Annotated in this window: 23 protein-coding genes, 2 tRNA genes, 1 other RNA gene and 1 pseudogene; 11 read left to right on the top strand and 16 right to left on the bottom strand. The window is 71.2% G+C overall.

Going from position 1 to position 26,239, the window contains the following annotated elements:
- The first annotated feature begins 122 nt into the window (after positions 1-122).
- The 5 genes from OG892_RS21130 (at position 123) to OG892_RS21110 (ending at position 4,047) form a co-directional block, all read left to right on the top strand.
- Complete coding sequence (locus OG892_RS21130) at positions 123-1,127, top strand: ABC transporter ATP-binding protein (protein WP_371629971.1); 1,005 nt, start codon at positions 123-125, stop codon at positions 1,125-1,127.
- Positions 1,124-1,939, top strand: coding sequence for an ABC transporter permease (locus tag OG892_RS21125; protein ID WP_073736457.1), 816 nt, complete (start codon positions 1,124-1,126; stop codon positions 1,937-1,939). Before OG892_RS21130 ends, OG892_RS21125 begins: the two co-directional genes overlap by 4 nt.
- Positions 1,940-1,952: 13 nt before the next feature.
- A complete protein-coding gene (locus tag OG892_RS21120) occupies positions 1,953-3,344 on the top strand; it encodes a sensor histidine kinase (protein WP_371629970.1) in 1,392 nt (463 codons plus the stop codon).
- Positions 3,341-3,952 (top strand): response regulator transcription factor, encoded by a 612-nt coding sequence (locus tag OG892_RS21115; protein ID WP_073736456.1) that lies wholly within the window; start codon positions 3,341-3,343, stop codon positions 3,950-3,952. Before OG892_RS21120 ends, OG892_RS21115 begins: the two co-directional genes overlap by 4 nt.
- A gap of 22 nt (positions 3,953-3,974) precedes the next feature.
- Positions 3,975-4,047: transfer RNA gene (locus OG892_RS21110), tRNA-Gly, on the top strand.
- A 70-nt stretch (positions 4,048-4,117) separates the two neighbouring features.
- Here the strand turns inward: OG892_RS21110 and OG892_RS21105 are convergent.
- The 6 genes from OG892_RS21105 to ffs form a co-directional block, all read right to left on the bottom strand.
- Positions 4,118-5,032, bottom strand: a complete 915-nt coding sequence (locus OG892_RS21105; RefSeq protein WP_073736455.1) for a phosphoribosylaminoimidazolesuccinocarboxamide synthase — start codon at positions 5,030-5,032, stop codon at positions 4,118-4,120.
- Between the two features lie 188 nt (positions 5,033-5,220).
- Complete coding sequence (locus OG892_RS21100) at positions 5,221-6,684, bottom strand: N,N-dimethylformamidase beta subunit family domain-containing protein (RefSeq protein WP_073736454.1); 1,464 nt, start codon at positions 6,682-6,684, stop codon at positions 5,221-5,223.
- A gap of 306 nt (positions 6,685-6,990) precedes the next feature.
- Positions 6,991-8,919 (bottom strand): hypothetical protein, encoded by a 1,929-nt coding sequence (locus OG892_RS21095; RefSeq protein WP_371629969.1) that lies wholly within the window; start codon positions 8,917-8,919, stop codon positions 6,991-6,993.
- Between the two features lie 326 nt (positions 8,920-9,245).
- Positions 9,246-10,499: a phosphoribosylamine--glycine ligase gene (purD, locus tag OG892_RS21090; protein ID WP_073736452.1), complete on the bottom strand. Its 1,254-nt coding sequence runs from the start codon at positions 10,497-10,499 to the stop codon at positions 9,246-9,248.
- Positions 10,500-10,712: 213 nt separating this feature from the next.
- Complete coding sequence (locus OG892_RS21085) at positions 10,713-12,920, bottom strand: DNA polymerase III subunit gamma and tau (protein WP_371629968.1); 2,208 nt, start codon at positions 12,918-12,920, stop codon at positions 10,713-10,715.
- Positions 12,921-13,040: 120 nt separating this feature from the next.
- Positions 13,041-13,137, bottom strand: an RNA gene (gene ffs / locus OG892_RS21080) — signal recognition particle sRNA small type.
- A gap of 131 nt (positions 13,138-13,268) precedes the next feature.
- Here ffs and OG892_RS21075 point away from each other — a divergent pair.
- Positions 13,269-13,356, top strand: a tRNA-Ser gene (locus OG892_RS21075).
- Between the two features lie 170 nt (positions 13,357-13,526).
- On the opposite strand, the gene OG892_RS21070 is transcribed toward OG892_RS21075, so the two are convergent.
- The 4 genes and pseudogenes from OG892_RS21070 to OG892_RS21055 all read right to left on the bottom strand — a co-directional run.
- Positions 13,527-14,114 carry a class IV adenylate cyclase gene (locus tag OG892_RS21070; RefSeq protein ID WP_371629967.1) on the bottom strand — a complete coding sequence of 196 codons (588 nt, stop codon included), beginning with the start codon at positions 14,112-14,114 and terminating at the stop codon, positions 13,527-13,529.
- A 20-nt stretch (positions 14,115-14,134) separates the two neighbouring features.
- A complete protein-coding gene (locus tag OG892_RS21065; protein WP_371629966.1) occupies positions 14,135-14,551 on the bottom strand; it encodes an SAM-dependent methyltransferase in 417 nt (138 codons plus the stop codon).
- 78 nt (positions 14,552-14,629) lie between these two features.
- On the bottom strand, positions 14,630-15,097 hold the full coding sequence (locus OG892_RS21060; RefSeq protein ID WP_371629965.1) for a hypothetical protein: 468 nt from the start codon (positions 15,095-15,097) through the stop codon (positions 14,630-14,632).
- Between the two features lie 170 nt (positions 15,098-15,267).
- Positions 15,268-15,459 (bottom strand): annotated as a pseudogene (locus tag OG892_RS21055) (radical SAM protein); the annotation flags it as partial.
- Between the two features lie 67 nt (positions 15,460-15,526).
- On the opposite strand from OG892_RS21055, the gene OG892_RS21050 reads away from it, so the two are divergent.
- Both OG892_RS21050 and OG892_RS21045 read left to right on the top strand, forming a co-directional pair.
- Complete coding sequence (locus OG892_RS21050; RefSeq protein WP_073736450.1) at positions 15,527-15,742, top strand: type II toxin-antitoxin system VapB family antitoxin; 216 nt, start codon at positions 15,527-15,529, stop codon at positions 15,740-15,742.
- A complete protein-coding gene (locus OG892_RS21045) occupies positions 15,739-16,161 on the top strand; it encodes a PIN domain nuclease (protein ID WP_328866186.1) in 423 nt (140 codons plus the stop codon). Before OG892_RS21050 ends, OG892_RS21045 begins: the two co-directional genes overlap by 4 nt.
- A gap of 235 nt (positions 16,162-16,396) precedes the next feature.
- Here OG892_RS21045 and OG892_RS21040 read toward each other — a convergent pair whose 3' ends face one another.
- Positions 16,397-16,996, bottom strand: coding sequence for a WD40 repeat domain-containing protein (locus OG892_RS21040; RefSeq protein ID WP_371629964.1), 600 nt, complete (start codon positions 16,994-16,996; stop codon positions 16,397-16,399).
- Between the two features lie 45 nt (positions 16,997-17,041).
- Between OG892_RS21040 and OG892_RS21035 the strand changes: the two genes are divergently transcribed.
- Positions 17,042-17,215, top strand: coding sequence for a hypothetical protein (locus OG892_RS21035; protein ID WP_371629963.1), 174 nt, complete (start codon positions 17,042-17,044; stop codon positions 17,213-17,215).
- Positions 17,216-17,538: 323 nt separating this feature from the next.
- Positions 17,539-19,938 carry an RICIN domain-containing protein gene (locus OG892_RS21030; RefSeq protein ID WP_371629962.1) on the top strand — a complete coding sequence of 800 codons (2,400 nt, stop codon included), beginning with the start codon at positions 17,539-17,541 and terminating at the stop codon, positions 19,936-19,938.
- A 124-nt stretch (positions 19,939-20,062) separates the two neighbouring features.
- Here OG892_RS21030 and OG892_RS21025 read toward each other — a convergent pair whose 3' ends face one another.
- From OG892_RS21025 to OG892_RS21010, 4 genes are all read right to left on the bottom strand, one after another.
- On the bottom strand, positions 20,063-21,304 hold the full coding sequence (locus OG892_RS21025; protein ID WP_371629961.1) for a CynX/NimT family MFS transporter: 1,242 nt from the start codon (positions 21,302-21,304) through the stop codon (positions 20,063-20,065).
- On the bottom strand, positions 21,301-22,011 hold the full coding sequence (locus OG892_RS21020; protein WP_073736444.1) for a FadR/GntR family transcriptional regulator: 711 nt from the start codon (positions 22,009-22,011) through the stop codon (positions 21,301-21,303). The genes OG892_RS21025 and OG892_RS21020 overlap by 4 nt, the downstream gene beginning before the upstream one ends.
- A 70-nt stretch (positions 22,012-22,081) precedes the next feature.
- A complete protein-coding gene (locus OG892_RS21015) occupies positions 22,082-23,173 on the bottom strand; it encodes an NAD(P)/FAD-dependent oxidoreductase (protein WP_371629960.1) in 1,092 nt (363 codons plus the stop codon).
- A 104-nt stretch (positions 23,174-23,277) separates the two neighbouring features.
- Positions 23,278-23,736 carry a MarR family winged helix-turn-helix transcriptional regulator gene (locus tag OG892_RS21010; RefSeq protein WP_371631665.1) on the bottom strand — a complete coding sequence of 153 codons (459 nt, stop codon included), beginning with the start codon at positions 23,734-23,736 and terminating at the stop codon, positions 23,278-23,280.
- A 341-nt stretch (positions 23,737-24,077) separates the two neighbouring features.
- Between OG892_RS21010 and OG892_RS21005 the strand changes: the two genes are divergently transcribed.
- Positions 24,078-25,214 carry a metallophosphoesterase gene (locus OG892_RS21005; protein ID WP_371629959.1) on the top strand — a complete coding sequence of 379 codons (1,137 nt, stop codon included), beginning with the start codon at positions 24,078-24,080 and terminating at the stop codon, positions 25,212-25,214.
- A 47-nt stretch (positions 25,215-25,261) separates the two neighbouring features.
- Here OG892_RS21005 and OG892_RS21000 read toward each other — a convergent pair whose 3' ends face one another.
- Complete coding sequence (locus OG892_RS21000) at positions 25,262-26,143, bottom strand: LysR family transcriptional regulator (protein WP_073736442.1); 882 nt, start codon at positions 26,141-26,143, stop codon at positions 25,262-25,264.
- Positions 26,144-26,239: the final 96 nt, after the last annotated feature.

Genomic DNA, 26,239 nt, shown 5'->3' with positions numbered 1-26,239 from the left:
GCATGTTCGTATTCGGTCTCGGCCACGCCATATCCGCTCCCTCCCTCTCCCATGACGTTTGTCATGCACTGCGATGACAGCTCGCACTGCTCCCGACGCCGTCCGGGAGGAAGCCTTGACCCATGACCTTCGACGAAATTCCCCATGAGTGCGTGATCGAGGCGGACGGTGTCCGACGCAGTTATGCGGGCGGCTTCGAGGCTGTGACCGGTGTCTCCTTCTCCGTGGCACGCGGCGAGCTGTTCGCCCTGCTCGGCACGAACGGCGCCGGCAAGACCTCGACCGTCGAACTGCTGGAAGGGCTGGCCCGCCCCGACGGCGGCACGGTCCGGGTGCTCGGCCACGACCCGTTCCAGGAACGCGCCGCCGTCCGCCCACGGATCGGGGTGATGCTCCAGGAGGGCGGTTTCCCCTCCGACCTGACGACCACGGAGACCGTACGGATGTGGGCCGGCTGCACCAGCGGGGCCCGGCCCATCGGCGAGGCCCTGGATCTGGTCGGGCTCGGCCACCGGGCGCGCGTCCGGGTCAAGCAGCTCTCCGGCGGTGAGCGGCGGCGGCTGGACCTGGCGCTGGCCCTGCTCGGCCGGCCCGAGGTGCTCTTCCTCGACGAGCCGACCACCGGCCTCGACGCCGAGGGGCGGCGCGACACCTGGGCGCTGGTGCGCCGGCTCCAGGAGGGCGGCATCACCGTGCTGCTCACCACGCACTACCTGGAGGAGGCCGAAGCGCTCGCCGACCGGCTGGCGATCATGCACCGGGGACGGATCGTGACCTCGGGCACCACCGCGGAGGTGACCGCCGAGCGCCCGTCCCGCATCCGGTTCGAGCTTCCCGCCGGAACCGGGGCCGGGCAGCTGCCGCTGAGCCTGCGCGCCGCGGCCGACGGATCGCGGATCGAGATCCGTACCCATCACCTCCAGGAATCGCTGGCCGAACTGCTCCGCTGGGCAACGGAGTCCGACGTCCGGCTCACCGGGCTCGACGCCCGGTCCGCCTCGCTCGAAGAGGCCTTCCTCGACATCGCGAGGTCCGCGGCGGAGAACGACACCAGGAACGGGAACGGGACCGCGAAAGCGAACGGACCCAGGACCGACACCCAGACGGAAGAGGTGGCTGCGGCATGACGACCGCGACAACGCGTGCGAACACCACGACGACCGGCTCCCCGGCCACCACCACGGCCCGGGGCAGGCTGACCGCCCTCGGCCGGGCCGAACTGACGCTGCTCCTGCGCAACCGGACGGCCGTCTTCGTCGCCCTGCTCATGCCCGCCGCCATGGTCCTGGCCATGAAGTCGACGTTCGAGCAGATCGACCTGGGCGGGACCGGGCTGACCGTCGCCGGAGCGGCGCTCACCGGCGGCATCGGAACGGTCCTGATCCAGGCCGTCTACATGAACATGGCCGCCACCTATGTGGCGCGGCGCGAGGAGCTGGTGCTGAAGCGGCTGCGTACCGGCGAGGTCACCGACGGGGAGATCCTGACCGGAACCGCGCTGCCCGCGGGCGCGCTGGCCCTGGCGCAGACCGTGTTGATCGTCGCGGCCGGTACCGCCTTCTTCGGACTCGGCGCACCCGAACGCCCCGACCTGCTCCTGCTGGGGCTGGTGCTGGGTCTGGTGCTGCTGACGGCACTGGGTGCGGCCACCTCGGCGATCACCCGCACCGTACAGACGGCTCAGCTGACGACCCTCCCGCTGTTCTTCGCCTCGATGGTGGGCTCGGGACTCTTCGTACCGCTGGAAATCTTCCCGGACCGGCTCGCCTCGGTGTGTGAGCTGCTGCCGCTGACCGGCGTGATGACACTCGTACGGGCGGGCTGGCTGGGCGGCACGCAGGGCACGGAGCTGATGGAGGCCGCGTTGACCGGGCTGGTCTGGACCGCGCTCGCGGTGTTTGCTGTTCTGCGGTGGTTCCGCTGGGATCCGCGACGCTGAAGGGTGTGGTGACGTGTTGACGCACGTACGTGGCTGGCGCCGCGGCTGGCAGGAACGCAGCAAGCTGGAACGGATCGACCTGTACACGCGGCTCACCATGGCGATGATCCCCTGGGTCTTCACCCTGTCGTGGCAGCTGGCCCCGTTCGCGTCGGACATCCGCCGCGCGACGCTCCCGATGACGCTGGCCCTGACCCTGCTCGTGGTCTGCGTGGCCCAGTGCGTGGTGAGCAACCGCAACGTACGGCCGTCGTACGCCGCTTACCACGGCACCGCCGCGTTTCCCCGGCGGCGGATGATGGCACCGCTGGCCCTGCTGCTGGTGGCGCTGGGACTGCTCGCGGCGCTGGCCGCCGTTGACGGCGTCGGCCCGCCGGGGCTGCTGATGATGGCCATGAACGTACCGCTGGCCCTGGTGATGACGCAGGTCCTGCTGGTCCCGGTCCGTACGTTCCTGCTCCAGTCGCTCGCCCTCACCGCCCTGACCACCGGCGTCCTCGCCGCGGCGGGGGTACGGGGCGGGGTGCTGGCCGGGGTGGTGCCCGCCACGCTCTTCGGCTGCTTGCTGGTGCTGATCTCCTTCCGGCCGAGCGCCTGGAGTCTGAGCGTGATGTGGCAGGCGGAGGAGGCCCGGGACGTACAGGCCCGGCTGGCGGTCGCGGAGGAGCGGCTGCGGTTCGGGCGGGACCTGCACGACGTGCTGGGCCGCAATCTCGCCGTGATCGCGCTCAAGAGCGAACTGGCGATGGAGCTGGCCCGGCGCGGCAGGCCCGAGGCGGTGGACCAGATGGTCGAGGTGCAACGGATCGCCCGCTCCTCCCAGCAGGAGGTGCGCGATGTCGTACGGGGCTACCGCGAGGCCGATCTGAGTACGGAACTGGCCGGGGCCAAGGGCGTGCTGCAGGCGGCCGGTATCGAATGTGCGGTGGTGGGTGACAGCGGCGCGGAGCTGGCCGCGCCCGTCCAGGCCGCCCTCGGCTGGGTGGTGCGCGAGGCGGCCACCAACGTGCTGCGGCACGGCGACCCCCGACGCTGCACGATCCGGCTCACCACCGCTGCCGACGAGGTGGTGCTCGACGTGGAGAACGACGGCGCGCCGATGACTCCCGCATCCGCGGGCAGCGGTCCCGGGGAGCACGGCTCCGGCGGGAGTGGCTCGGACGGGAGTGGCTCGGACGGGAGCGGGACGGATGGGAGCGGGACGGATGGGAGTGGGAGCGGGCTGCCCGGACTGCGCGAACGGCTCGGCTCGCTCGACGGTTCGCTGGACGCGGGAACGGCGGGCGACGGGCTATTCCGGCTGACGGCGAGAATCCCGCGTACCGCGCGCACTCCGCGTACCGCACACACCTCGCACACCTCGCACACCGAGACCCGTGCCGCCCTTCTGGAGGAGAGACGATGACCACGGTGCGGGTGCTGCTCGCCGACGACGAGCACCTGATCCGGGGCGCGCTCGCCGCTCTGCTCGCGCTGGAGGACGACCTGGTGGTGGTCGCGGAGGCGGCGACCGGGCCCGAGGCGCTCGCCATGGCCCGTGCGCACCGCCCCGATGTGGCGGTCCTGGACCTGGAGATGCCGGGCGCGGACGGTGTGAGCGTCGCCACATCCCTGCGGTCCGAACTCCCGGGCTGCCGCACCATGATCGTGACCAGTCACGGCCGCCCCGGACATCTGAAGCGGGCCCTCGCGGCGGGCGTGCGGGCGTTCGTACCGAAGACCGTCAGCGCCCGCCAGCTGGCCGGGATCATCCGCGCGGTGCACGCCGGCAACCGTTACGTGGACCCGGAGTTGGCCGCCGACGCGATCGCGGCCGGGGACTCTCCGCTGACCGTGCGCGAGGCCGAGGTGCTGGAACTGGCGGCGGACGGGGCGCCGGTCGCGGAGATCGCGGAGCGGGCCTCGCTGTCGCAGGGAACGGTGCGGAACTACCTGTCCTCCGCGGCCTCGAAGCTCGGGGCCGAGAACCGTCATGCCGCGGTGCGTCTCGCGCGGGAGCGGGGTTGGGTATAGTGGTCCTCGCGCTTCGGCGCTTGCGGACGTAGCTCAGTTGGTAGAGCGCAACCTTGCCAAGGTTGAGGTCGCCAGTTCGAACCTGGTCGTCCGCTCAGAGAAGCAAGAAGCCCCCGGCCTTTCGACCGGGGGCTTCTTCATGTACCTCGGGGTGCCTCGGGGCGGTTACGTCCAGGGAGTGCCGGTGAGGAGTTCGTACGCCTCCAGGTACTTGGCCCGGGTCGCGTCCACGATCTCCTGCGGGAGCGCCGGCGGCGGCTGCTCGCTCTTGCGGTCCCAGCCGGATGCCGGGGACGTCAGCCAGTCGCGCACGAACTGCTTGTCGTACGACGGCTGCGCGTGGCCCGGCTCCCAGGTGGCGGCCGGCCAGAAGCGCGAGGAGTCCGGGGTCAGCACCTCGTCCGCGATGATCAGCTCCTCGCCGCCGTCGGCGGTGGGCGCGAAGCCGAACTCGAACTTGGTGTCCGCGAGGATGATGCCGCGCTCGCGCGCGATGTCGCGGGCCCGGCCGTACACGTCCAGCGTCGTGCGGCGCAGTGCCGCGGCGGTCTCGGCGCCGACCTGTTGGGCCACTTCCTCGTAGCTGACGTTCTCGTCGTGGTCACCGACGGCCGCCTTGGTGGCCGGGGTGAAGATCGCCCCGGGCAGCTCGGAGCCGTCGGTGAGGCCCTCGGGGAGGCCGATGCCGCAGACGGTGCGCGAGGCGTTGTACTCGACCAGGCCGGAGCCGGTCAGATAGCCGCGGGCGACGCACTCGACCGGCACCATCCGCAGCGACCTGCAGATCGTGGTGCGGCCGGCCCAGTCGTCGGGCGCGCCGGGCGGCAGCTCCGTGGACAGCACGTGGTTCGGTACGAGATCGGCGAGCTGGTCGAACCACCACAGCGAGAGCCGCGTCAGCACGCGGCCCTTGTCCGGGATCTCGGTGGGCAGCACCCAGTCGTACGCGGAGATCCGGTCGCTGGCGACCATGACGAGGTCACCGGCCTCGTTCCGGTACAGGTCGCGCACCTTGCCCGTGTGCAGGTGGGTGAGCCCCGGAACCTGCACGGGCTCGGGCTTTTCTACAAATCCGGACACGCTGCCTCCGCGTAGGTTGATCCAGGAGTCGTTCCGATTGTCCCGTATCCGGGTTCGGACTGCTGCGGAGGGGTGCGAGGGGCGCGCCGGTGCCCCGGGAGGGCGTGCGGAGATCCTTAGCCGCTTCGCGGATCCCTCAGTCGCTTCGCGGATCCCTCAGTTACTCAGCGGGTCTCAGTCGCGGATCCTCAGTCGCGCTTGCAGATGCGGTCGAGGAGGTTGGCGGTGGCCTTCTGGATGCGGGGGTCCACATGGCCGGGGCGGTCCAGCGCCGGGGACCAGGCGAAGGTGCCGGAGGCGAAGACGAGCGCGCCGGACGGGGCGCGGTAGAGGGACGTCTCCTGGTGCCGCGTCACGCCCTCGCTGTCCTGGTACGGGGAGTGGGCGAGCAGGATGCGGTTGTCGTGCTCGGGGAGTGTGGTGCGCGGGAAGTAACGGTCGGCCTCGCCCGCGACCAGCCCGTCGATCTCGTCGCCCTCGCCCGCACCGGTCGCGTCCCAGAGCCAGTGCTCCGCGTTCCGCACGACCAGGGGGTGGGGGTCGGGGACCCGGCCCGCGTACTGGATGCCGAGGAGCTGCTGCTCGGCGCGGTCGACCTCACGCCAGAGCGCGGGCTTTCCCGGCCCGTGCCGCTTGCGGCAGGTGAGCAGCCGGTCGGGGACGCCGGACGCCGACGGCGTGAGGCTGACCTGCCAGTACATGGTGTTGGCGGAGAGGAAGACCAGGGAGGTGCCGTTGTCGCGGGCGCGTTCTGTGGTGCGCCGCATGGGGACCGACCAGTACTCGTCGTGGCCCGGGAAGACCAGGCCCCGGTAACGGGTCGGGTCGATCCGGCCCGCGTGCAGGTCGCGGGTGTCGGCGTAGGCGATGTCGTAGCCGTAGCGCTCGGCCCAGCGGATGAAGTCGTAGGCATGGCCGACGTGCAGCGGGAGGCCCGCGCCGGCGTAGGGGCGGTCGAAGGAGACGGTGACCGCGGCGTCCTCCTCGCCGAGCAGCCGGCCCTGCTCGTCCCAGGCGTGGTAGAGGCTGGCGCCGGTACGGCCGTCCTCCGGGTAGAGGTTGTACGCCTGCCAGGTGATGTCCGGGAGGATCAGGAGCAGATCGGCCGGTTGGTCGTCGCGGACCGTGAACGGGATGTGGGAGCGGTATCCGTCGACCGTCGTGAGCACGGCTACGTAGGCGCCGATCGACCAGTAGGCGGGGATCTGGAGCCGCCAGGACTGCCACCAGTGGTGGCAGGACACCGTGCGGTCGGCGGTGAGGGGGGCGGGCTGGACGATGCCGGAGAGCCGCGGACTCGTGGTGATCTTGGCGGCGCCGTCGCCCCCGTAGTGGCCGATGCGGTAGATGTCCACGGAGAACTGCTGGGGCGGGTCCACGGTGATGTGGAAGTCGATCGCCTCGCCGGGGGCCGCCGCGCCGGTGGAGCTGAAGCCCTTGATCTGCCGGTGCACGTCGTCGGCGGTACGGGTGCCGCCGCCGGTGGAGCCGCGGGGCAGCGTCGGATCGGCGTACCAGGGCACGACCTGGCCGGTGTCGTCGAAGTAGTTCTCGCTGCCGCGCAGCCAGGGCAGCGGCCCCTGCCCGAAGGGGTCGGTGACCGCGTGCGCGAGGGCACCTGATTCCCAACGACGAATCTGCTCCGCCCCCATAACGCGCTTCCCTCTCTCGGCCCCCGGAACAACATGTGGTGCGCTGACTGTCAGCGCCGGTCCCCAGCACATCACATAACGCATCCACTCCGTCACCGTTCGTCGCGAATTAACGTTAACGGAACTTGAGCTTCCGGGTATTGGGCGCGACGGGCCGTCGATATGCCTCAGTATCAGCCGAGTTGTGCACGCGGAGTCTCTGAAATCGGGCCGGTGCACTGCGGAACACCCCGGAATACCCCGGAACATCCCATGGCATCACGGAACATCCCGGAGCTCTTCGGCCGCTCTTGGTTCGAACCTGTTTCAGGCGAGACGGACGGGTTTGTCGGTGCGCACGCCGACCGAGGAGAGCCAGGAGCGCAGGGGGCCCGCGTCGCCGTCCTCGACGAGGCTGAGCACCGGAGTGCCGAGATCGGACCGGCGTTCCCCGTCGACCAGCAGCGTGGGCCCGTCGAGCCAGTCGAGCCCGGGGGCCGCGCCCGCCGTGTCGACGGCTGCGCAGCAGACCATCGCCGCGACATGGTCCGCGAGCAGCTCTGTGCCCGTACGGGGCGGCTGGAGCGGGAACAGGGGGAGGGGGTCGGGCCCCCAGAATTCCAGCACGTCCCCGCCGGTGCTCGCGGAATCACCTGAGGTGCTGGAGCTGCCGGAACTGCCGGAGCCGTTGACGTTGGCGGAGCCGTTTACGTCGGCGGAGCTGCCGGAGCCGTTTACGTTGCTGGAGCCGTTGACGTTCGCAGCGCTGCCGGAGCCGTTGACGTTCGAGGCACTGCCGGAGCCGTTGAAGCTGCTGCCGTCGGCGGAGCCGGTGGTTCCGCCGGCTAGCGGTTGAGGGTTCCGGGCCGCTGCCTCTGCCTGGGCCTCGTCGCGGGCCACCGCGGCGCTGATCCCCGCCGCGAGCTCCTCACCGCTGCCGTTGCCCGCGACGAGGTGCTCGACGACGCGGGCCAGGGTGGGCACCGCGGCACCGGCGGCGTCGGACGCCCCGGCGGAGGCCGCGGGCGGTACGCCCATGTCGTCCAGGACGCGGTGCAGGCGGGCCGCCTCTGTGCGCCACTTCCGGTCGACGACCTCTTCCGGGTACTGCTGCCAGTCCACCGGGGACCAGCCGGGCCCCGCCTGCGCGGGGCCGCCGTGGAAGAGCCGGGCGGCCAGCAGGGACGCCGCCTCGTCGGCCGCTCCCGGCTCCTCCAGGAGATCGCAGGCGGGCCGTTCGCCCAGCCGGGAGGTGAACCCGTCGGCCAGCCGGTCGCGCCGGGACAGCTCGGTGAGGGCGGAGACGACTCCGGCGTCCAGCCGGGAGGGCCAGCGCCCCATCCGCCAGGCGGGCAGCGCGACCCGGGTGAGCAGCCGGTCCCAGCCCGCGTAGGCGAGCCCGACCTGCTCCTGGGCGACGATCCGCAGCCCGTAGTCCACCGCCTGGGCGCGGGTGGACGCGGCTGCGGCGACGCCGCGCTCCATCTCCGAGGCGTGGCTGTGACAGCTGCGCAGCAGCAGCCGGGCGATCCGGCCGATGAGGGCGTGCGGCAGCCGCAGAACCTTGCGTACCGCTCCCCGGGCGGGGGCGGCCGCGTCGGCGACGGCCCCGTCGAGTCCCCGGACGAAGCGGCGGGCGGCGGCTATGTCGGGATGGGCGGAGGGGCCGGTGCCCGCGACGACCGGGGCGAGCACGGCGCGCAGCTCCGCGACCCGCATCCACCAGAGGAACGGCGAGCCGATCACCAGCACGGGCGCGGCCTGTACCCTGCGGCGCCCCGGGGCCGCCCCCGGTCCGCCCGGATCCCGGCGGGCGGCGTCCTTGGCGGCACGGTCCGCGGCCGGATGGGTGCGGTCCTCCAGCCAGCTGTCGCAGTCGGGCGTCAGCGCTATGGCCGAGGGCGCGGGCACGTCGAGGCGATCGGCGAGGTCACGGACCAGCCGGTAGAGATCCGGGGCCGCCTTCTCGCTGAGCGGGACGGTCGGGCTGACCGCCGGCTTGGCCCGTACGACCGCTACGGCGACGGCCGCCGCGACCAGCAGGGTGATGACGGCACAGGCCGTCACGGCCCAGCGCACCGCGTCCCAGCCACCGCCTTCGACGAATCCCTGCGCCCCTGCGGCGAACAGCACGACGGCGACGGCCGCGGGCAGCAGCGCCACTGCCGTCGCCCTGCTGCGGATGCGCAACAGGGCAAGCGCACGGGCACGTGCGGCCTGCGCACCCAACTCCTCACCTGTACCGGTATCGGACACGGCTGGATGTCACCCCCTCTGCCCTCGCGACGGTGTTGCTCACTCCCCCACTGTGGCACCCGTCACTGACATCGCAATGCCGGTGGGCCATGTGCCGGAAAGCTTGCGCCGCACCCTAGTTGGGGCTTCGGCGGGCGTCATCCGGATGGCTCAGCCGTCACTCGATGGAATGGCTTTGGGTAAAGCTGCTGACGCGCCGCTGTCCATGGGGCAGCGGCGCGTCGGCGGAGGTGGGACCGCGATCGGGGCGGCAGGGCGCGGGCCCTGGTACGGGCCCGCCGCCCGTGTCCGTGCCCGTGCCCGTGTCCGCTGCGGCGGAGGGTGGCTCAGGCCTCCTCCGCCGCCTTCTTCGCGATGTCCGTACGGAGCTGGGAGCCGTCGAGCCGGATCCGGGCCGCCGCCGCGTAGGCGCGCTCACGGGCGCCCGCGAGGTCCTTGGCGGTCGCGGTCACGGAGAGCACCCGGCCGCCCGCGCTGACGACCGCGTCGCCGTCCCGCCGGGTTCCGGCGTGCAGGACGTACGCGTGCGGCGCATCCTGTGCCGCGACCTCGTCGAGGCCCTCGATCGGGTCACCCGTTCGCGGGGTGTCCGGGTAGTTGTGGGAGGCGATGACCACGGTGACCGCGGCGTCGTCGCGCCACTTCAGCGGCGGCAGCTCGTCCAGGGTGCCGTTGGCGGAACCCAGCAGGACACCGGCCAGCGGGGTCTTCAGCCGGGCCAGGACCACCTGGGTCTCCGGGTCGCCGAAGCGGGCGTTGAACTCGATGACCCGCACGCCGCGCGAGGTGATCGCGAGACCCGCGTACAGCAGTCCGGAGAAGGGCGTACCCCGGCGGCGGAGCTCGTCGACGGTCGGCTGGAGGACCGACTGCATGACCTCGTCGACCAGTTTGGAGTCGGCCCACGGCAGCGGGGAGTACGCGCCCATGCCGCCGGTGTTCGGGCCCTCGTCGTTGTCGAGAGCGCGCTTGAAGTCCTGGGCGGGCTGGAGGGGCAGCACGGTGGTGCCGTCGGTGATCGCGAAGAGGCTCACCTCGGGGCCGTCGAGGAACTCCTCGATGACCACGCGGTCGCAGGCCAGCGCGTGGGCGCGGGCCACGTCGACGTCATCGGTGACGACGACGCCCTTTCCGGCGGCGAGACCGTCGTCCTTGACGACGTACGGAGCACCGAACGCGTCCAGCGCCGTGTCGATCTCGGCGGCGGTGGTGCAGACGTAGCTACGGGCGGTCGGGACGCCGGCCCCGGCCATCACGTCCTTGGCGAACGCCTTGGAGCCCTCCAGCCGGGCCGCCTCACCCGAGGGGCCGAAGCAGGGGATGCCCGCGGCGCGCACCGCGTCCGCGACCCCGGCGACAAGCGGCGCCTCCGGGCCGACGACCACCAGCTCGGCGCCCAGATCAGTGGCGAGGCGCGCGACGGCGGCGCCGTCGAGTGCGTCGACCGGGTGCAGTTCGGCCACCTCTGCGATGCCGGCGTTGCCGGGGGCGCAGTACAGAGCGGTGACATCGGGGTCGAGGGAGAGAGAGCGGCACAGGGCGTGTTCGCGGGCGCCGCCGCCGATGACGAGAACCTTCACGGGGTGGAGCCTAGCCGCCGCGCCGGGGCGGCCTTGACGGACGCCGGGTTGTGGACACCGGGGGGCTGGACGCGGGGGCCGGTCCTGGTCCCGGGCAGTCCCGGTCCTGGCCCCGGGCGGCCGCGGTCCGCCGGAGCGCGCGTCCTCGGGGCGCCGATCCCCGGAGCACGCGTCCGGAACCGGGGCGCGCCGGTCGGCCCCCGGACCCGCGTCCTACTCGTTGGTGAACTCCTCCACCACCGTGGCGCCCAGCTCGCGGACGATCAGCTCGTGGCCGGAGAGGGCGGAGTCGACCAGATCCGGATCGTCGGCCTCGGCGGTGTCGTCCTCCGGGGCGACCGAACGGGGCGGTTCGGGAGCGGTGTACTGCGGCGACGGGGGCGGTGACGCGGCCGTCTCGCCGCCTCCCGGCTGCTGCGGCCGCTCCTGGGCCGGCCGGGGCTCGTACTGCTGCTGCGGCGCGGACGGCGCCGGTCGCTGCGGTGCGGGCGGGGGCACGGGGCGGCCGCCACCGGTGGGCGGGGGCTGTCCGGCGCCGCCCGACGGGTCGACGATCGCCTCGATCTTCCACTGGGCGTTGAACCGCTCGGCCAGCGCCTGCTTCAGCACGTCCTCGCTGCCGCTGCTCGTGAAGTTGTCGCGGGCGCCGGAGTTGAGGAAGCCGATCTGGAGGGTGGCGCCGTCGAAGCCGGTCACCTGGGCGTTCTGGCTGAGCAGGATCCAGGTGAACCGGCGGCGGCCCTTGACCGCCTCCAGGATGTCGGGCCACATGTTGCGCACCTGTCCGGCGCCCTGCGTCATGCCCGGGGCCGGTTCCGGGGCGGCGGGCCCGGGAGCGGGTGCCGTCGGCGCAGCCGGTGCGGGGGCGGGGGCGGCCTGCGGGGCCGGTGCCTGGCCGGGGGTGGAGGCGGTCGGCCAGCCTCCGGGCCGGCGCCCCTGCTCGGGAGCGGCCGCGGCGGGCCAGGCGCCGGGCCGCTGACCGGCAGCCGGAGCCGGGGCGGGGGCGGGCGGCGGCTGTACGGGCTCGGCGGGCGGGGCGGCCTGCACCGGGGCGGGCGGCGGGGCGTCCCCTCGGGCGGCGGCACGCGCGGCGGCGGGTCCCGGTCCGGGGTCCGGCTGCGCCGCGGCGGGGTACGGGGCGGGAGCGGGGGGCTGCGGCGCCTGGGGCGCCTGTGCGGGCTGTGGTGCGACGGGGGCGTGGGCGAGCGCCTCGGGCCCGGGGACGTACCCCATGGCGGGCCCCGGGCCGGTGGTGGCGAAGGACGCGCCGCGCTCCAGCCGGTCCAGCCGCGCCTGCAGCGAGCGCTCGTCGTCGAAGGCCGCGGGCAGCAGGACCCGGGCGCAGATCAGCTCGACCTGGAGCCGGGGCGAGGTCGCCCCGCGCATCTCGGTGAGCCCCTCGTTGACCAGGTCGGCGGCGCGGCTCAGCTCGGCGGCCCCGAAGACGGAGGCCTGGGCCTGCATCCGCTCGACGACATCGGCGGGGGCGTCGATGAGCCCCTTCTCCCCGGCGTCCGGCACCGCGGCCAGGATCACCAGGTCCCGCAGCCGCTCCAGCAGGTCGGCGACGAAGCGCCGCGGGTCGTTGCCGCCCTCGACCACCCGGTCCACGACCTCGAAGGCCGCGGCCCCGTCGCCCGACGCGAAGGCGTCCACGACGGAGTCGAGCAGCGAGCCGTCCGTATAGCCGAGCAGCGACGTCGCCATGGCGTATGTCACACCGTCGTCGGCCGCGCCGGCCAGCAGCTGGTCCATGACCGACATCGAGTCACGCACGGAGCCGGCACCGGCCCGTACCACCAGCGGAAACACCCCGTCCTCGACGAAGCTGTTCTCCTTGGCGCACACCTCCGCGAGGTAGTCGCGCAGCGTCCCCGGCGGCACCAGCCGGAACGGATAGTGGTGGGTGCGCGACCGGATGGTCCCGATGACCTTCTCGGGCTCCGTGGTCGCGAAGATGAACTTGAGGTGCTCCGGCGGCTCCTCGACCACCTTCAGCAGGGCGTTGAACCCCGCGGAGGTGACCATGTGCGCCTCGTCGATGATGTAGATCTTGTAACGACTCGACGCGGGCCCGAAGAACGCCTTCTCCCGAAGATCACGGGCATCGTCCACACCACCGTGCGAAGCGGCGTCGATCTCGATCACATCGATCGATCCCGGCCCGTTGCGCGCCAGGTCCTGGCAGGACTGGCACTCCCCGCAGGGCGTGGGTGTGGGCCCCTGCTCACAGTTCAGACAGCGGGCGAGAATGCGCGCACTGGTCGTCTTGCCGCAGCCGCGCGGACCACTGAACAGGTACGCGTGATTCACCCGGTTGTTCCGCAAGGCCTGCATCAACGGCTCAGTGACATGCTCCTGACCGATGACCTCGGCGAACGACTCGGGGCGGTAGCGGCGGTACAGCGCAAGGGACGACACACATACGAGGCTATAGGGGCGGACCGACAACCGGCCCCGGGCCGGGCACACCACCGGCCCCGAGGGCACAACAACCCCGAAAACCCGGCGCCCGGGCCCCGTACCGGACGCCCCCGGAAACGTAAGGACCCCCCACGCACCCGCCAGAGCCAACCTACCCTTGCTGCCTTCCGGCCCTGGGGGAGTTCAGTCAGATAGCGCCACGTGAGGGGCTGACGCCCACCTTAGCCGATCCCCGCCCCCGCAAGTCCACCTCCCCACCCCTCACGACCCCGCCGGGACTCCCTCGGGACCGCCGACGGGGAACGGGTTCGCGAGCACTCCTCAACGTCTTGTATTGTTTGCCCCGGAGGATTCGCCTAGTGGCCTAGGGCGCACGCTTGGAAAGCGTGTTGGGGGCAACCCCTCACGAGTTCGAATCTCGTATCCTCCGCCATTGCTCTCACCGGGCAATACGTCGAAGGCCCCCGCAGCTCGCTGCGGGGGCCTTCGACGTTGGCGGTTGAAGTTGTCTCCAGCAGTCGCCGTCGCTCACCGACCGCCATCACCACAGGGGAATGACGTCCTCCTGCACCGGGACCCCGAGCGCGGAACCGGCACTCACGATCACTCGCTCGGGGCAGCTGCCTTCGCCGACTCCTGCTTGTCGGCATCGGCGAAGAGGAGGGTGGGCTCGGCGAGGATGTCCCGGCCCGCCTCGCTCTTGTAGATCTCGTCGACGCTGCCGAACCGGGCCTGTGCGTAGTCGAGGTCGAGCAGATCTGCAGCCTGTCGGACAGACGCCTCGTCGGGTCCTTCGATCTCGACGAAGGTGGGGAGGTCCGGCCAGGTGTCGAAGTCGAAGTCGACTTCGCCCAGGCGCCACTCCTCCCGGTAGTTCTCCTGGTAGCGCACCTCACGCAGGCCGATGTTGCGGAGGATCTCGGCCATGGCGTGCAGGTCGGACACCTCGGTCTCGATCTCGGTGGTGCCGTCGATCGTCGTGGAGTCGGTGACCTGCTTCAGCGTGAGCGTGGAACGCGTGGCCTCGTCCCTCAGGCGGACCCAGGCGCCGCCTTCGAGGGCGTCGTTCTCGAAGATCTTCCGGGTGAGGAGGGTGCGCGGAAATGCCTGGACGGCTCCGAGCGCCATCAGTTTGGCCTGGAGCCCGTCGACGTCGACGGCGAGGAACTTGGCTTCGTACTCGTGCTTCATAGGTCCTTCTTCCCGTAGCTCTAGGAGGGGGTGGACGCACGGGCTGCGAGGAGAAGGCCCATGCGGTGGTTGTGGTCCTGCAGCTGCCCGACGTGCGCCTGCTCGGTGAACTCGTTGGTCCGCAGGGTGAGCAGGACGTCCCAGTCCCCGATGAAGTAACGCCGCAGCTTCTCGGGGGATGTGTAGTGCTCAAGCACGTGGTGGCGTTGCGTGAGGGGCATCATGAACTCCGCGCCGAACAGACCGCCGGGCCGGACCATGCGCTGCATGCTGTCGATGAACTCGCCCAACGGCCGGTGGTGGTTGGCACTGCAGTGCCACGAGCAGCTCGTCCAGACAGCGTCACAGGGGGCAGCATCGGGCTCGGAGGCGAGGAAGTCCTCCTCCACGACATGGACACGGTCGTGAAGCCCTTCCTGTTTCAGGCGCTCGATCATGCTGACGCGGTAGCCGGCCGCGGCCAGTGGCACGACGAGTCTGCCGTCGCTCGCGAGCCGACGACCGTCACGGTGGAGTCAGTCTCCGTACGTTCCTTCAGCGCGGCGAGGAACTGAGGGAAGAAGGTAAGGGTGTGCCGCCACATGCTCGGTGCCTGCACTGGCTTGCTCTCTTTGCGGGTCGGTGCTCAGGACGGCTTGGAGTACCTCGTCAGGGGTGAGACCGGTGGTGTTCACGCGGTGCATCGGGAACGAGGCGTAGGCGTCGGTGATCTTGTCTGCGGTGATCTCGGCGAGAGCGTCCCACCGCGAGACAGGCTTGTCGCCGGCGGGTCGGCGCTGACGCTCGTCCTCCGCGCAGACGAGGTAGTAGGTGATGGGACGCGGGATGCCCGGCGGCAGGGACACGGAGAGGTCGGCTCCGAAAGCGCGGTGGTTGGCCAGGCAGCGTGCGAAGTAGCTTTCGACCACCACCGGGATGCCGGCGGACAGGTACCGCTGGATCTGATCATTGGCGGTGAACAAGGCCGAGAGGTAGAAGCACATGCGTGCCTCTGCGTTTCCCAGCCGGTCGACCTCCTGCCGCAGTCGCCCGGTAGGTGGGCGGCACGGTCGGGATCAGTACCGCGCCACGAGCGGCCGCGATCATGGGGGCGAGGGTGGATTTGCCGGTACCGCGGAGCCCCTCAACGCTTTCATGGTCGCGGCCGGGCCCGGACGCCGAGTTGCTGAGCGATTTCGAGGGCGCTCAGGGCACTCCGGTAGCTTCCGAGCTTCCGGATCTTGTCGTTGGTCGTGCCGATGCCCTCCAGCGATACCAGGAGCAGGTCCAGGTCGGGGGCGATCTCGGTGAGCCGGCGCTCGATCCGGTAGCCGTTGGTGCAGATCTCGACCTGCATGCCGGCCTGAGATCACGCAGCGATACCTCACCCGCGATATACTCGATGCCATAGTTGATATCCCAGGAGGTCACCGATGACTCGTACAGTGATCGATCTCGACGACGAATTGCTGGCCGCCGTGGCTCAGGCGCTGGGGACCGGCACCAAGAAGGAGACGGTCAACACCGCCCTGCGCGAGGTGCTCGATAACCGCCGACGGGCTCTCGCTCTCACTCGGCTGCGGGCCGCAGCGGGCGAGGGCGCGTTCGATCTGAATGCCTTCGAGGAAAAAAGGGACTACCGGCGGTGAGCGCGGCACAGTTCCTGATCGACACCAGTGCGCTCGCCCGATTCTTCCGCGACGACGCCGAACAGTACGGATGGGATCAGGCCGCCACAGCAGGGCTCATCGCGACCTGCCCGGTTACCGAGTTGGAGTTCTTCTACAGCGCCCGCTCCGCCGCGGACCGTGCGCGCGGCATCGAGGACATGCGGCTGCTGTTCGGCTGGGTGCCCGTCGATGACCGCGCTTACGACCGCGCCTGGCAGGTTCAGGAACTGCTGACCCAACGCGGTCAGCACCGCAGTGCGGGAGCGGTTGACCTCGTCGTCGCCGCCACAGCGGAACTCCAGGGGCTCACCCTTCTCCACCGCGACCACGACTTCGAATGTATCGCCGCAATCACCGGTCAAGCCATGCAGTGGTACGGCCCGGTGTCTGGTAAGTGAACGAGCACCTGGTCTCAGTTCCGGTCTCATTCGCAGGTGTTCACCACAGTTCACCGAGCCTGTAGCCACCGGCTTCGCCACAGGTCCAGATGTCCGCGACTGTTCCCGAACGGCCGAGCGAAGGCTTGGAAAGCGTATTGGGGGCAACCCCTCACGAGTTCGAATCTCGTATCCTCCGCCATTGCTCTCACCGGGCAATACGTCGCCCTACCAAGCCATCGGCACAGGCGAGGGCTCAGCAGGTCTCCCGGTAGGGGACCTTCGGCAGATAGGCGCTCCACTGCGCCGCCCCGAGCCCGTCCCCGGCTCGTTCGCACACCCGCCGCGCGGCCCGCTGCGGATCGAGCACGCCGACTTCCCGGTGCACACCGTTCGGGGTCGCGATGCGCAGAGTGTCGCCGTCGTCGGTGAATCCGAGCCCGACGATGCGGCCCTCGCCGGTCTGGATGAGCGTGCCCGGGGTGCCGGGCGAGGAGGCTTCCCAGACCCGTACGGAATCGTCTTGGGTTCCGACCGCGACGACCGCGACGAACTCGCCATCGGCCGAGAAGGCGACGGCCGGCGACTCGTGTCGCCCGTCGTGGTCCGGGGGCGCGAGGATCGCGATCCGGTGTTGGCCGAGGCGGTCCCAGAGCGTGACCCGGCCCTCCGGGGTGCTGACCACCAGGTGGTGTCCGTCCCGGCTGAACCACGCGGACTGGATCCTGTCCTCGCCGTACAGGCTGGTGAATCTGCGGCCGGTGTCCAGGTCGTATCGGTCGCCGTTCGATGTCAGCAGAGCGGCCGCGTCCGGGGTGTGGATCTGGCAAGGGCACGCGACCCGCTCACTTCGCACAGCCTGTACGGCACCGAGGTGGCCCCCGGCCAACTGCGCGCTCGGATGCTCGCTCGCCACCGGATCGTCGTCGTCGCCTCACCATCGGGCGTGGCGGTGGAGGACAGTGCCCTGGTCCGGGTGAAGCGGGGCACGCTCGCTGACCACTTCGAGGCGTGCGGCAAGCGCACGGTCGACGGTTCGGTGATCACGGTGTACGCGCGCCCCGGCCGCTGCTGAGGCCGGGGCCGGGAGGGTCTGCGCGGGGGCGAAGCCCAGGGCCGGGTCGATCTGATGGGCGAGCGAGAGGGGTTGTCCGTGCAGCGTTCAACCGTTCAGGCTTCAGGTAATAAATATTAATTAACGAGCGACGGACTCGTCCGCACCCTTGACGGGGTCACGTCACGCTGCCAGCATCCGGAACGAGTTCGGACACAAACCCACACTCATCAACATCATCAAACAGCCCCCATCCCCCAACGGAGGGCCCAGCCATGTCCAGATCGTTCCCCTTAGCGCGTCGATTCCCTGTGGCCCGGCGCCACTCTGTCGTCATTTCGGCGGTGTTGTCGCTGTGCGCCGCGCTCCTGGCCGCCGCCGGTGTGTCCACGGCCGAAGCCGCGGCTCCGTCCGCGAGCACCGACATCACCGTCGACGGCGCGAGCCCCGGCCGTACGTTCGACGGGGTCGGTGCGATCAGTGGCGGCGGCGGCAACTCGCGGCTGCTGGCCGACTATCCGGAGGCCCAGCGGGGCCAGATCCTGGACTACCTCTTCAAGCCCGGCTACGGCGCCGCCCTGCAGATCCTCAAGGTCGAGATCGGCGGCGACACCAACTCCACCGACGGCGCGGAGTCCAGCATCGAGCACGAGCGTGGCGCGATCAACTGCGACAACGGCTACCAGTGGTGGCTGATGGAGCAGGCCAGGGCCAGGAATCCACACATAGACCTCGCCGCCCTGTCCTGGGGCGCCCCCGGCTGGATCGGTGACGGCAACTTCTGGTCGCAGGACATGATCGACTACATCGTGTCGTGGCTGGGCTGCGCCAAGCAGCACGGGCTCACCGTGCAGTACATCGGAGGCTGGAACGAGCGCGGTTACGACGCCTCCTGGTACAAGAAGCTGGACGCCGAGCTGGACGCGAAGGGCTACGGCTCCGTCAAGATCGTCGGCGCCGACAGCGGGTGGGAGATCGCCACCGAGATGCGCGGCGACGCCGCGCTGAACTCCGCGGTCGACATCATCGGCGCCCACTACCCCTGCGGCTACCTCTCGGACATGACCACGTGTTCCAGCAGCGCCGACGCCCGGGCCACCGGCAAGCCGCTGTGGGCCAGCGAGAACGGCTCGCAGGACATGGAGACGGGCGCGGCCCCCATGGCGCGCGCGATCAACCGCGGCTACATCGACGCGAAGATGACGTCGTTCATCAACTGGCCGGTCGTCGCGGCACTTCCCCAGAACCAGTGGTTCAACACCGTCGGCCTCGTGCGCGCCGACGAGCCCGGGTCCGGTGCCTACACGGTCAGCACGAGCGCTTGGGCCACGGCGCAGACCACACAGTTCACCGCGCCCGGCTGGCAGTACCTGGACACCTCTTCGGGCTATCTCGCGGGTGACCGCGGCAACGGCAGTTACGTCACCTACGCCTCCCCCGACCGGAAGTCGTGGAGCACCGTCCTTGAGACGACCGGGGCCGACGCGCCGCAGACGGTCCGCCTCAGCACCGCCGGCGGGCTGCCCGGCTCCACCCTGCACGTGTGGTCCACGGACCTGGCCGCGACGTCGCCGAGGATGTCCCCGGGCCCCGACCTGACGGCGTCGGGCGACGGCACGTACACCCTCGCCCTGCAGCCGGGCCGGGTCTACACGGTCACGACCACCTCCGGTCAGGGCGCCGGCACGGCCACCGGCCCGGACCGGAAGCCGCTCGGCCTGCCCTACTCCGACACCTTCGCCACGTACGGGGCGGGCCGGGAGGCGAAGTACTTCGCGTCGATGAACGGCGCGTTCGAGACGGCCACGTGCGCAGGCGGCCGCGAGGGACGGTGCCTGCGGCAGATGGCGTCCACCACCCCGATCCGCTGGACGGACGAGAGCGCGCCGCAGCCGTACACGATGATGGGCGATCCGAGCTGGTCGAACTACACGGTGGCCACCGACGTCCTGCTGGAGAAGCCCGGTTCGGTGGACCTGCTGGGGCGCGTCGGCACTCAGGGCCGTAACAACAACGGGTTGAACGCCTACCGGCTGCGCCTGAGCGACACGGGTGCCTGGTCAGTACTGAAGAGCGACGTCACGTGGAAGTTCACCACCCTGGCCAGTGGCACGATCACCGCGCCGGGCACCGGGACCTGGCACCGGCTCTCGATGGCCTTCGAGGGCGACACCATCACGGCGCTCGTCGACGGCAAGGAGGTGGGACGGGTCAGCGATCCCGACTACGGGGGCGGACTGGTCGGACTCGGCACGGACGGCTTCCTCCCCGCCCAGTTCTCCCGGCTGTCCATCACCCCCGGGACCTCGTCCGACCTGTCCGGCACCTACCGGCTGGTCAACAAGAAGAGCGGGAAGGTGTTGGACGCCTCCGGCGCCGGCACCGCAGACGGCACACCCGTCGTCCAGTGGTCTGCGAACGGCGGCACCAACCAGCAGTGGCGGCTGACCGGGGCGGGTGACGGCTTCTACACGTTGACCGGCGTCGGCAGCGGCAGAGTCCTGGACGTACCGAAGGCCGCCAAGCTGCCCGGTACCGCACTCGACCTGTGGTCGGCCAACGGCGGTACCAACCAGCAGTGGCTCATCGCCCCCTCCGACCACGGCACTTACACCATCGAGGCCCGCTCCAGCGGCGACCCGGTGGACGTCACCGGGGCCTCGGAAGCGGACGGAGCGGCCGTCACGCAGTGGCCCCGCAACGGTGGAACGAACCAGCAGTGGCAGCTGGTCGCCGTGAAGTGAACCGTGCTCTCCCCCACTCTCGGGGGAGACCCACATGCGCCGAAGATGGCGGAGGCGGCGGAAGCCGGGGACGCGCAGCTCGCTGCGGGGGCCTTCGGCGTTGGTGGTCTCGGCCCGGGCCGGGTCAGCGGGAGGGCTGATGGATGTGGCGGTCCTGCCCGGCGCCGTGGCCCGCGAGCGCCGTGGCGAGGCCGAGGACGGCCAGGGCGGTGAGCGGGAGCGTCCAGCTGTGCGTGGTGTCGTGCAGGATGCCGAGGAGGAGCGGCCCGGCCGCCGCCACGAGGTAGCCGATGGACTGCGCCATGCCCGCCAGTGCGGCGGCTTCCGCTGAGCTGCCGGCGCGCTGACTCTGGAAGGTCAGTGCGAGGACGAGGCAGGCGCCGCCGCCGAGTCCGAGCAGGGTGCAGGCCAGAGCGGACAGCGCGGGGGCGGCGACCAGTACGGCGAAGCCGCCCGCCACGAGGAGCGAGGCCCCGGCCGCGGTCCAGCGCTGGTCGTGCCGGCCGCGGGTGAGCAGGGGCAGGAGGCTGCTGGCCGCCAGGGACACCACCTGGTAGTAGAAGAGCATCCATCCGGCCGTGGTGCTGCTCGTACCGCGGTCGGTCAGGATGCTGGGCAGCCACGCGACGGCGGTGTAGAAGGCCAGGGACTGCAGGCCCATGAAGAGGGTGACCTGCCAGGCGAGCCGCGACCGCCACGGCACCGGGCTGTGGGCCGCGACGGTGGACTCCTGCGGCTTGTCACCCCGGATACGGGGCAGCCAGGCGAGGAAGGCCGCGACGGTGAAGGCGACGCCCCAGGCAAGTGCGGTGTGCCAGGAACCCGGCACCGTGTGGGCCAGCGGCGCGGACACCCCGGAGGAGACCGCGGCCATGAGACCCATGACGGTCACGTAGAGGGCGCTGACGCCCTGGATGCGGTGCGCGGGCACGTTCCGCCTGATCAGAGCGGGAAGCAGCACGTTGCCGAACGCGATGGCGGCGGAAAGGATCACCGTTCCGGCGAACAGGCAGATGACGGAGGGAAGGGAGCGGACCACCGTCCCGACGGCCAGCACGCCGAGCGCCGCCACGAGCAGGCGGGCGCTGCCCAACCGGTGGGAGGCACGGGCGACCAGGGGCGACGTCGCGGCGAACGTCAGCAGCGGCAGGGTGCTCAGCAGCCCGCCCCAGCTCGACGTCAGCCCGCTGCCGCGCTCGATCTCCGGCAGCAGGGCGCCGACACCGGTGAGGGTGGTGCGCAGGTTCGCCGCCACCAGGCAGATGGCGATGACGAACCCGACCGACACGGCGGGCCGGGCGGGCTCGGCCGCCGGTGATCCGGAGGCGGAGTGCCGACGGGGCGTCGGAGCCGGCCGCGTGCTCACCGGTCCTCCGCCGCTCGTGGCGTACGGGGCTCGTGGTCGCGGGTGAGCCGGACGATCGCGGCCGCCGCCTCGCGGGCGCCGTCCTGCTCCCGGGACTCGATCGCGTCCACGAGCCGCCGGTGCAGACGGGCGTGCTCCTCCGCGTGGGCGGTGTCCCAGGGCAGGCCCCCCAGGGACGAGGTGAGCGCCGTACCGAGATGGTCGTACACCTCGACCAGCAGGTCGTTGCCGCTCGCCCGGACCACGGCCCGGTGGAACAGCGCGTCGACGCTCGTCGCCGCGGACGTGTCCTCGCCGGCGCAGGCCGCGTCCGCGTCAGCCAGCAGCTCCCGCAACTGCTGCAACTGGCTCTCGCTGCGGCGCAGGGCCGCGGTTCCCGAGGCGTACTCCTCCAGGACGGTCCGCAGCTCCAGCACGTTGTCCCGCTGCGCGGAGCTCGCCCGCCGCACCATGACCGACTGGAGCTCGCTCGATGAACGGACATAGGTACCGTCCCCGGCCCGGGGCTCCAGCAGGCCCAGGTGCACCAGCGCACCGATCGCCTCCCGCAGCGTGCTGCGTCCGACCCCGAGCTCCTCGATGAGGGCCTGCTCCGGCGGGATCCGTGTCCCCACCGGCCAGCCGCCCGACTCGATGTGCGAGCGGAGACTGTCCACGAGCTGAGCGGACAGGCTGGCCGCGCGACGCGGTGCGCTGATGCGTTTCATGCCAGCACCGTACACAAACATCAGACATTTGAACATCACAGGCTTCGAGTCGCCACACACGGCGTACCGGTCAGGCGGTGGGGCCGAACTGGGCCGTGAAACGGCCGGTGAACAGGTCCGCGCCCTTGTGTTCCGAGACCATCGCGGTCGGCGCGGCGACCGGACCGTCGGGGGAAGGCAGTTGGCCGACACCGCCCTTCGTGCCGAGCGGGATCAGGATCGTGGGGAAGGGCAGCGGCCGGTACGTGGCCGTAGGCTGTTCGCCCTTCAGCCGGGCGGTGATGTTGACGACCACCTCGGCGTGCCGCATCGCGTGGCCGGCCATCTTGGCCTCCGCGACGTCGGTGATGTCGCCGACCGCATAGACGTTCTCGTGCCCCTCGACGTTGAGGAACTCGGTCACGGGGACCTGGCCCTGCGGCGTACGGGTGGTGAGCCCGCCGTCCGCGAGGTAGTCGCTGTTGGTGCGCGTCCCGTAGGCACGGAACCAGATGTCGGCGGCGATCTCTTCGCCGCCGGTGGTGGTGACGGTGAAGGCCCCGGCCACGCCGAGCTCTGTTTCCGGCGATTCCTTGAGTGAGATCCCGAGACGCAAGCCGATGTTCAGCGCCTCCAGTTGTCCACGCAGGTCCTCGACCACCTCCGGTTCGATGCCGGGGAGCAGTTCCTCGGCCGGGTCGGTGATGGTCACCTGCTTGTCCGGCCAGACCTCCCTGATCTCCGCGGCCAGTTCGAGCCCGACCGGACCCGCGCCGAGAATCAGCACCTTGTCGGCCCCGCGCAGCTCCTCGTATGTGCGCCGCAGGTCACCGAGGGCCTCGCCGACCGAGTCGGAGGCGGGCTTGGCGGGGTAGGAGTAGCTGGAGCCGGTGGCCAGCACCACGTAGTCCGCGGCGACACGCTCACCCGAGGCCAGGGTGACGCCGCCGCCGTCGACCGAGGCCGCGCGGTCGCGTATCACCCTGCCCTTCGTGAGCAGCGTCTCGAAGGGGAAGAACATGTTGCCCGCCCAGTCGGGCCGGGTCAGCGCCCGCAGCGACGCGGCCGCGTTGACGAACGCGTCCCGGGGGTCGATCAGGACGACATCCGCCTCGGACTCCAGCGCCTTGGCGACCGCGGCGCCCCCATAGCCTCCACCGATAACCACGACAGTACGACTCATGACGGCACACTCCACAGAAAGAAGGGGTTGCAGTTCGCGCTACGAACAATATTAGTTCGTAGCACGAACTGCAACCCTCATTCGGGGAACGCGGCGCCGCGGCCTCAGTTCTCGCGGTCGACAGGGGCCCGCTCCTCCTGCGCCGCGAAGACCACCGGAACCTCGTTGTCCAGCACGACGCGGCCGAGCAGTCCGGCGAGCGCGTCCCGCTCGGCCGGCCCCAGGCCCGGGAGCAACTCCTCGATCCTTCGGCAGGTCTCGTCGTAGAACTCCCTCACCAGCCGGGCCCCTTGGGGGGTGAGCGCGACACGCACGGAGCGCGTGTCGCGCGCGTCCGCCTCGCGCCGGACCAGGCCGTTGCGCTCGGTACGGTCCACCAGGCCGGTGAGGCTCGACTTCGCCAGCCGCAGCATCGCCCCCAACTCGCTCATGCCGTACGGCCTCGGCATCAGCACGCACAGCAACTGACCCTGCTGCGGGGGCAATCCGAACTTCCGGGCGGACTCCGCATACACCGAGTTCACCAGGAACGACGACCGCACCAGCGCGGCCACAATCCCGATCTGGTCACTATTACGCTTTTCCACTCCCCCAGAGTAGCACCGGCAATGCTGACAATTCGTGCCACGAACTATTGGCGCGAGGGATCCGACGGGGGTCGGGCAGCGGGCTTCCGGCCGGGCCGCCGCAGGGGCAGGCGGCCCGCCCTGGCCCGGTGTCCGGCGCGTGCCGGATGATGGAAGGAGCGGACGTGAGGGGCAACGCAGTGGCAGACAGTGGATCCATCAGCTCTGAGCCGGGCCTTCGGCCGGACTCGAAGGCCGGTACCAGGGAGCCGACCGGGGCGGGTGCCGACGACCCCGGCGAAGGTGCGAATCGGCGGCGGGGCTCTTCGGTCCGGCGGGTGGGGGTGGTCCTGCTCGTCCTGCTCGTCCTGTGTCTGCCGCCCTGGTGGTCGTTGTTCGCCTCCGGGGCCGACTGGCCGTTCCCGGTCTTCCTGGCCGGCACGGTCGTCCTCGCCGCCTGGATGGTCTCGTTCCCCTTCCTGATGGTCGCGGGCCACGGGCGACGGCACTCCGACCGGGCCGCTCGGATCGCCGACACCAGTCTCGGGATGATCTGGGTGCTCTTCACCTGGTCCGTGCTGGGCGGCTTGGCGAACCTCGTGCTGATGGGGTTCGGCGTCGGCGGCACCGGCCGGGCCAGGACCGTTTCCGTGGCCGTCGCCGCGGTCTCGGCCGGGCTGCTGGCCTGGGGCCACTACGAGGCCATGCGGGTCCCCCGGGTGAAGCGGCTGGACGTCCACGTCCCGAGGCTCGGCGGCGGTCTGGACGGGACGCGGGTCGTCGTGCTGGCCGATACGCACTACGGGCCGATCGACCGGGCGGGCTGGTCGGCCCGGGTGACCGAGGCGGTCAACGCGCTCGACGCGGACGTCGTGGTCCACGCCGGTGACATCGCCGACGGCACCCCGGTCCAGCGCCGGGAGCAGTCCGCGCCGCTCGGGGTGGTCCGGTCGCGGCTGGCCAAGGTCTACGTCACGGGGAACCACGAGTACGGCAGTGAGGCCCAGGGCTGGCTGGACCGGATGGCGGAGCTGGGCTGGGAGCCGCTGCACAACCGCCATGTCGTGGTGGAGCGCGGCGGGGACTCCCTCGTACTGGCGGGCGTGGACGACGTGACCGCGGAGTCCTCCGGCCTGGCCGGTCACAGCGCGAACCTGCTCGGCGCGCTGGCCGGGACGGACCCGGACCAGCCGGTCCTGCTCGTCGCCCACCAGCCCAAGTTCGTCCCGCAGGCCGCCGCCGCCGGCATCGACCTGCAGATCTCCGGGCACACCCACGGCGGCCAGATCTGGCCGTTCAACTTCCTCGTCCGGATCGACCAGCCGGTGGTGAGCGGCCTGAGCCGGCACGGGGAGCGCACCCAGCTCTACACCAGCCGGGGCGCCGGCTTCTGGGGCCCGCCCTTCCGGGTCTTCGCCCCGAGCGAGATCACGCTGCTGACCCTGCGCTCGGGCGGCACACCGACAGCCGGGTAGCGCACCGGGACACTCCGCCGGGAGCCTGCGCGGGCTTCGCCAAAAGCCTACGCGTCGCGGCAGGCGGCGAGGAGTGCGGTGAGGCGTCGGGCGGGGGCACCCGGGCGTACGGCCAGGTACGTCTGGAGGGCCAGGCCCGGCGGGGCCAGGGGGCGGAAGACGGTGCGCCGGGCCCGGGGCATGACCTCGGCCTGGGCCGCGTAGTAGACGGTCCAGCTCGCCCGGCCCGTCCCGATGGCCGCCAGGGTGTCCTGGTCGGTGGTGAACCCGGGCCCCATGACCGGCTCGAAGCCGGCCGCCCCGCAGGCGGCCGTGACGGTGTCGAACAGGTGCGGGTTCGCCTCCCGCGCGACGATCCGCAAGGGCAGCCCCGCCAGACCGGCCAGGTCCACGACCGGACCGTCGGCCAGCGGATGGGCCGCCGGAATCGCCACGACCAGCGGATCCTCCCAGACCGGGATGAGTTCGAGCCCCGGGCTCGCGCTCACGCCCCGGACGAAGGCGGCGTCCAGATCGCCGTCGCGCACGCCCTGCAGCCGTGCCGCCGGCCCCAGGCTGCACAGTTCGGCGGTGATCCCCGGGGCGTCCACCGCCAGCACGTCGAGCACGCGTTCCAGCCGCGCGCCGAGTCCCACGTGGGTCCCGATCCGCAGCGTGGCCGCCCCCTCGGACCGCAGCACGGCCACCGCCTCCAGCCCGGCGCGCTCGGCGTCGAGCAGGGCCCGTGCGTGGGGCAGGAAGGCGCTGCCGGCCGCGGTGAGCGTCACCCTGCGGGTGGTGCGGTCGAAGAGGTCCATGCCCACTTCCCGCTCCAGGCGCCGCACCTGCTGGCTGACGGTCGGCTGGGCGATGTGCAACCGCTCGGCGGCCCGCCCGAAGTGCAGTTCCGCCGCTACCGCGAGGAAGTACCGGACCTGCCGCAGTTCCATGTTTCTCGCACCCCCGCGCGTGGTCCTTGGCGCAGCCCCACCGATTCATTGCCGCCGCCTATGAGTGTACGAGCGAACTGCCCCTTGGTCGCGGCG

This window comes from Streptomyces sp. NBC_00341, from assembly GCF_041435055.1.
Classification (GTDB): Bacteria; Actinomycetota; Actinomycetes; order Streptomycetales; family Streptomycetaceae; genus Streptomyces.
The sequence above is the reverse complement of the archived record's forward strand: the minus strand, read 5'-3'. Positions and strand labels throughout refer to the sequence as shown.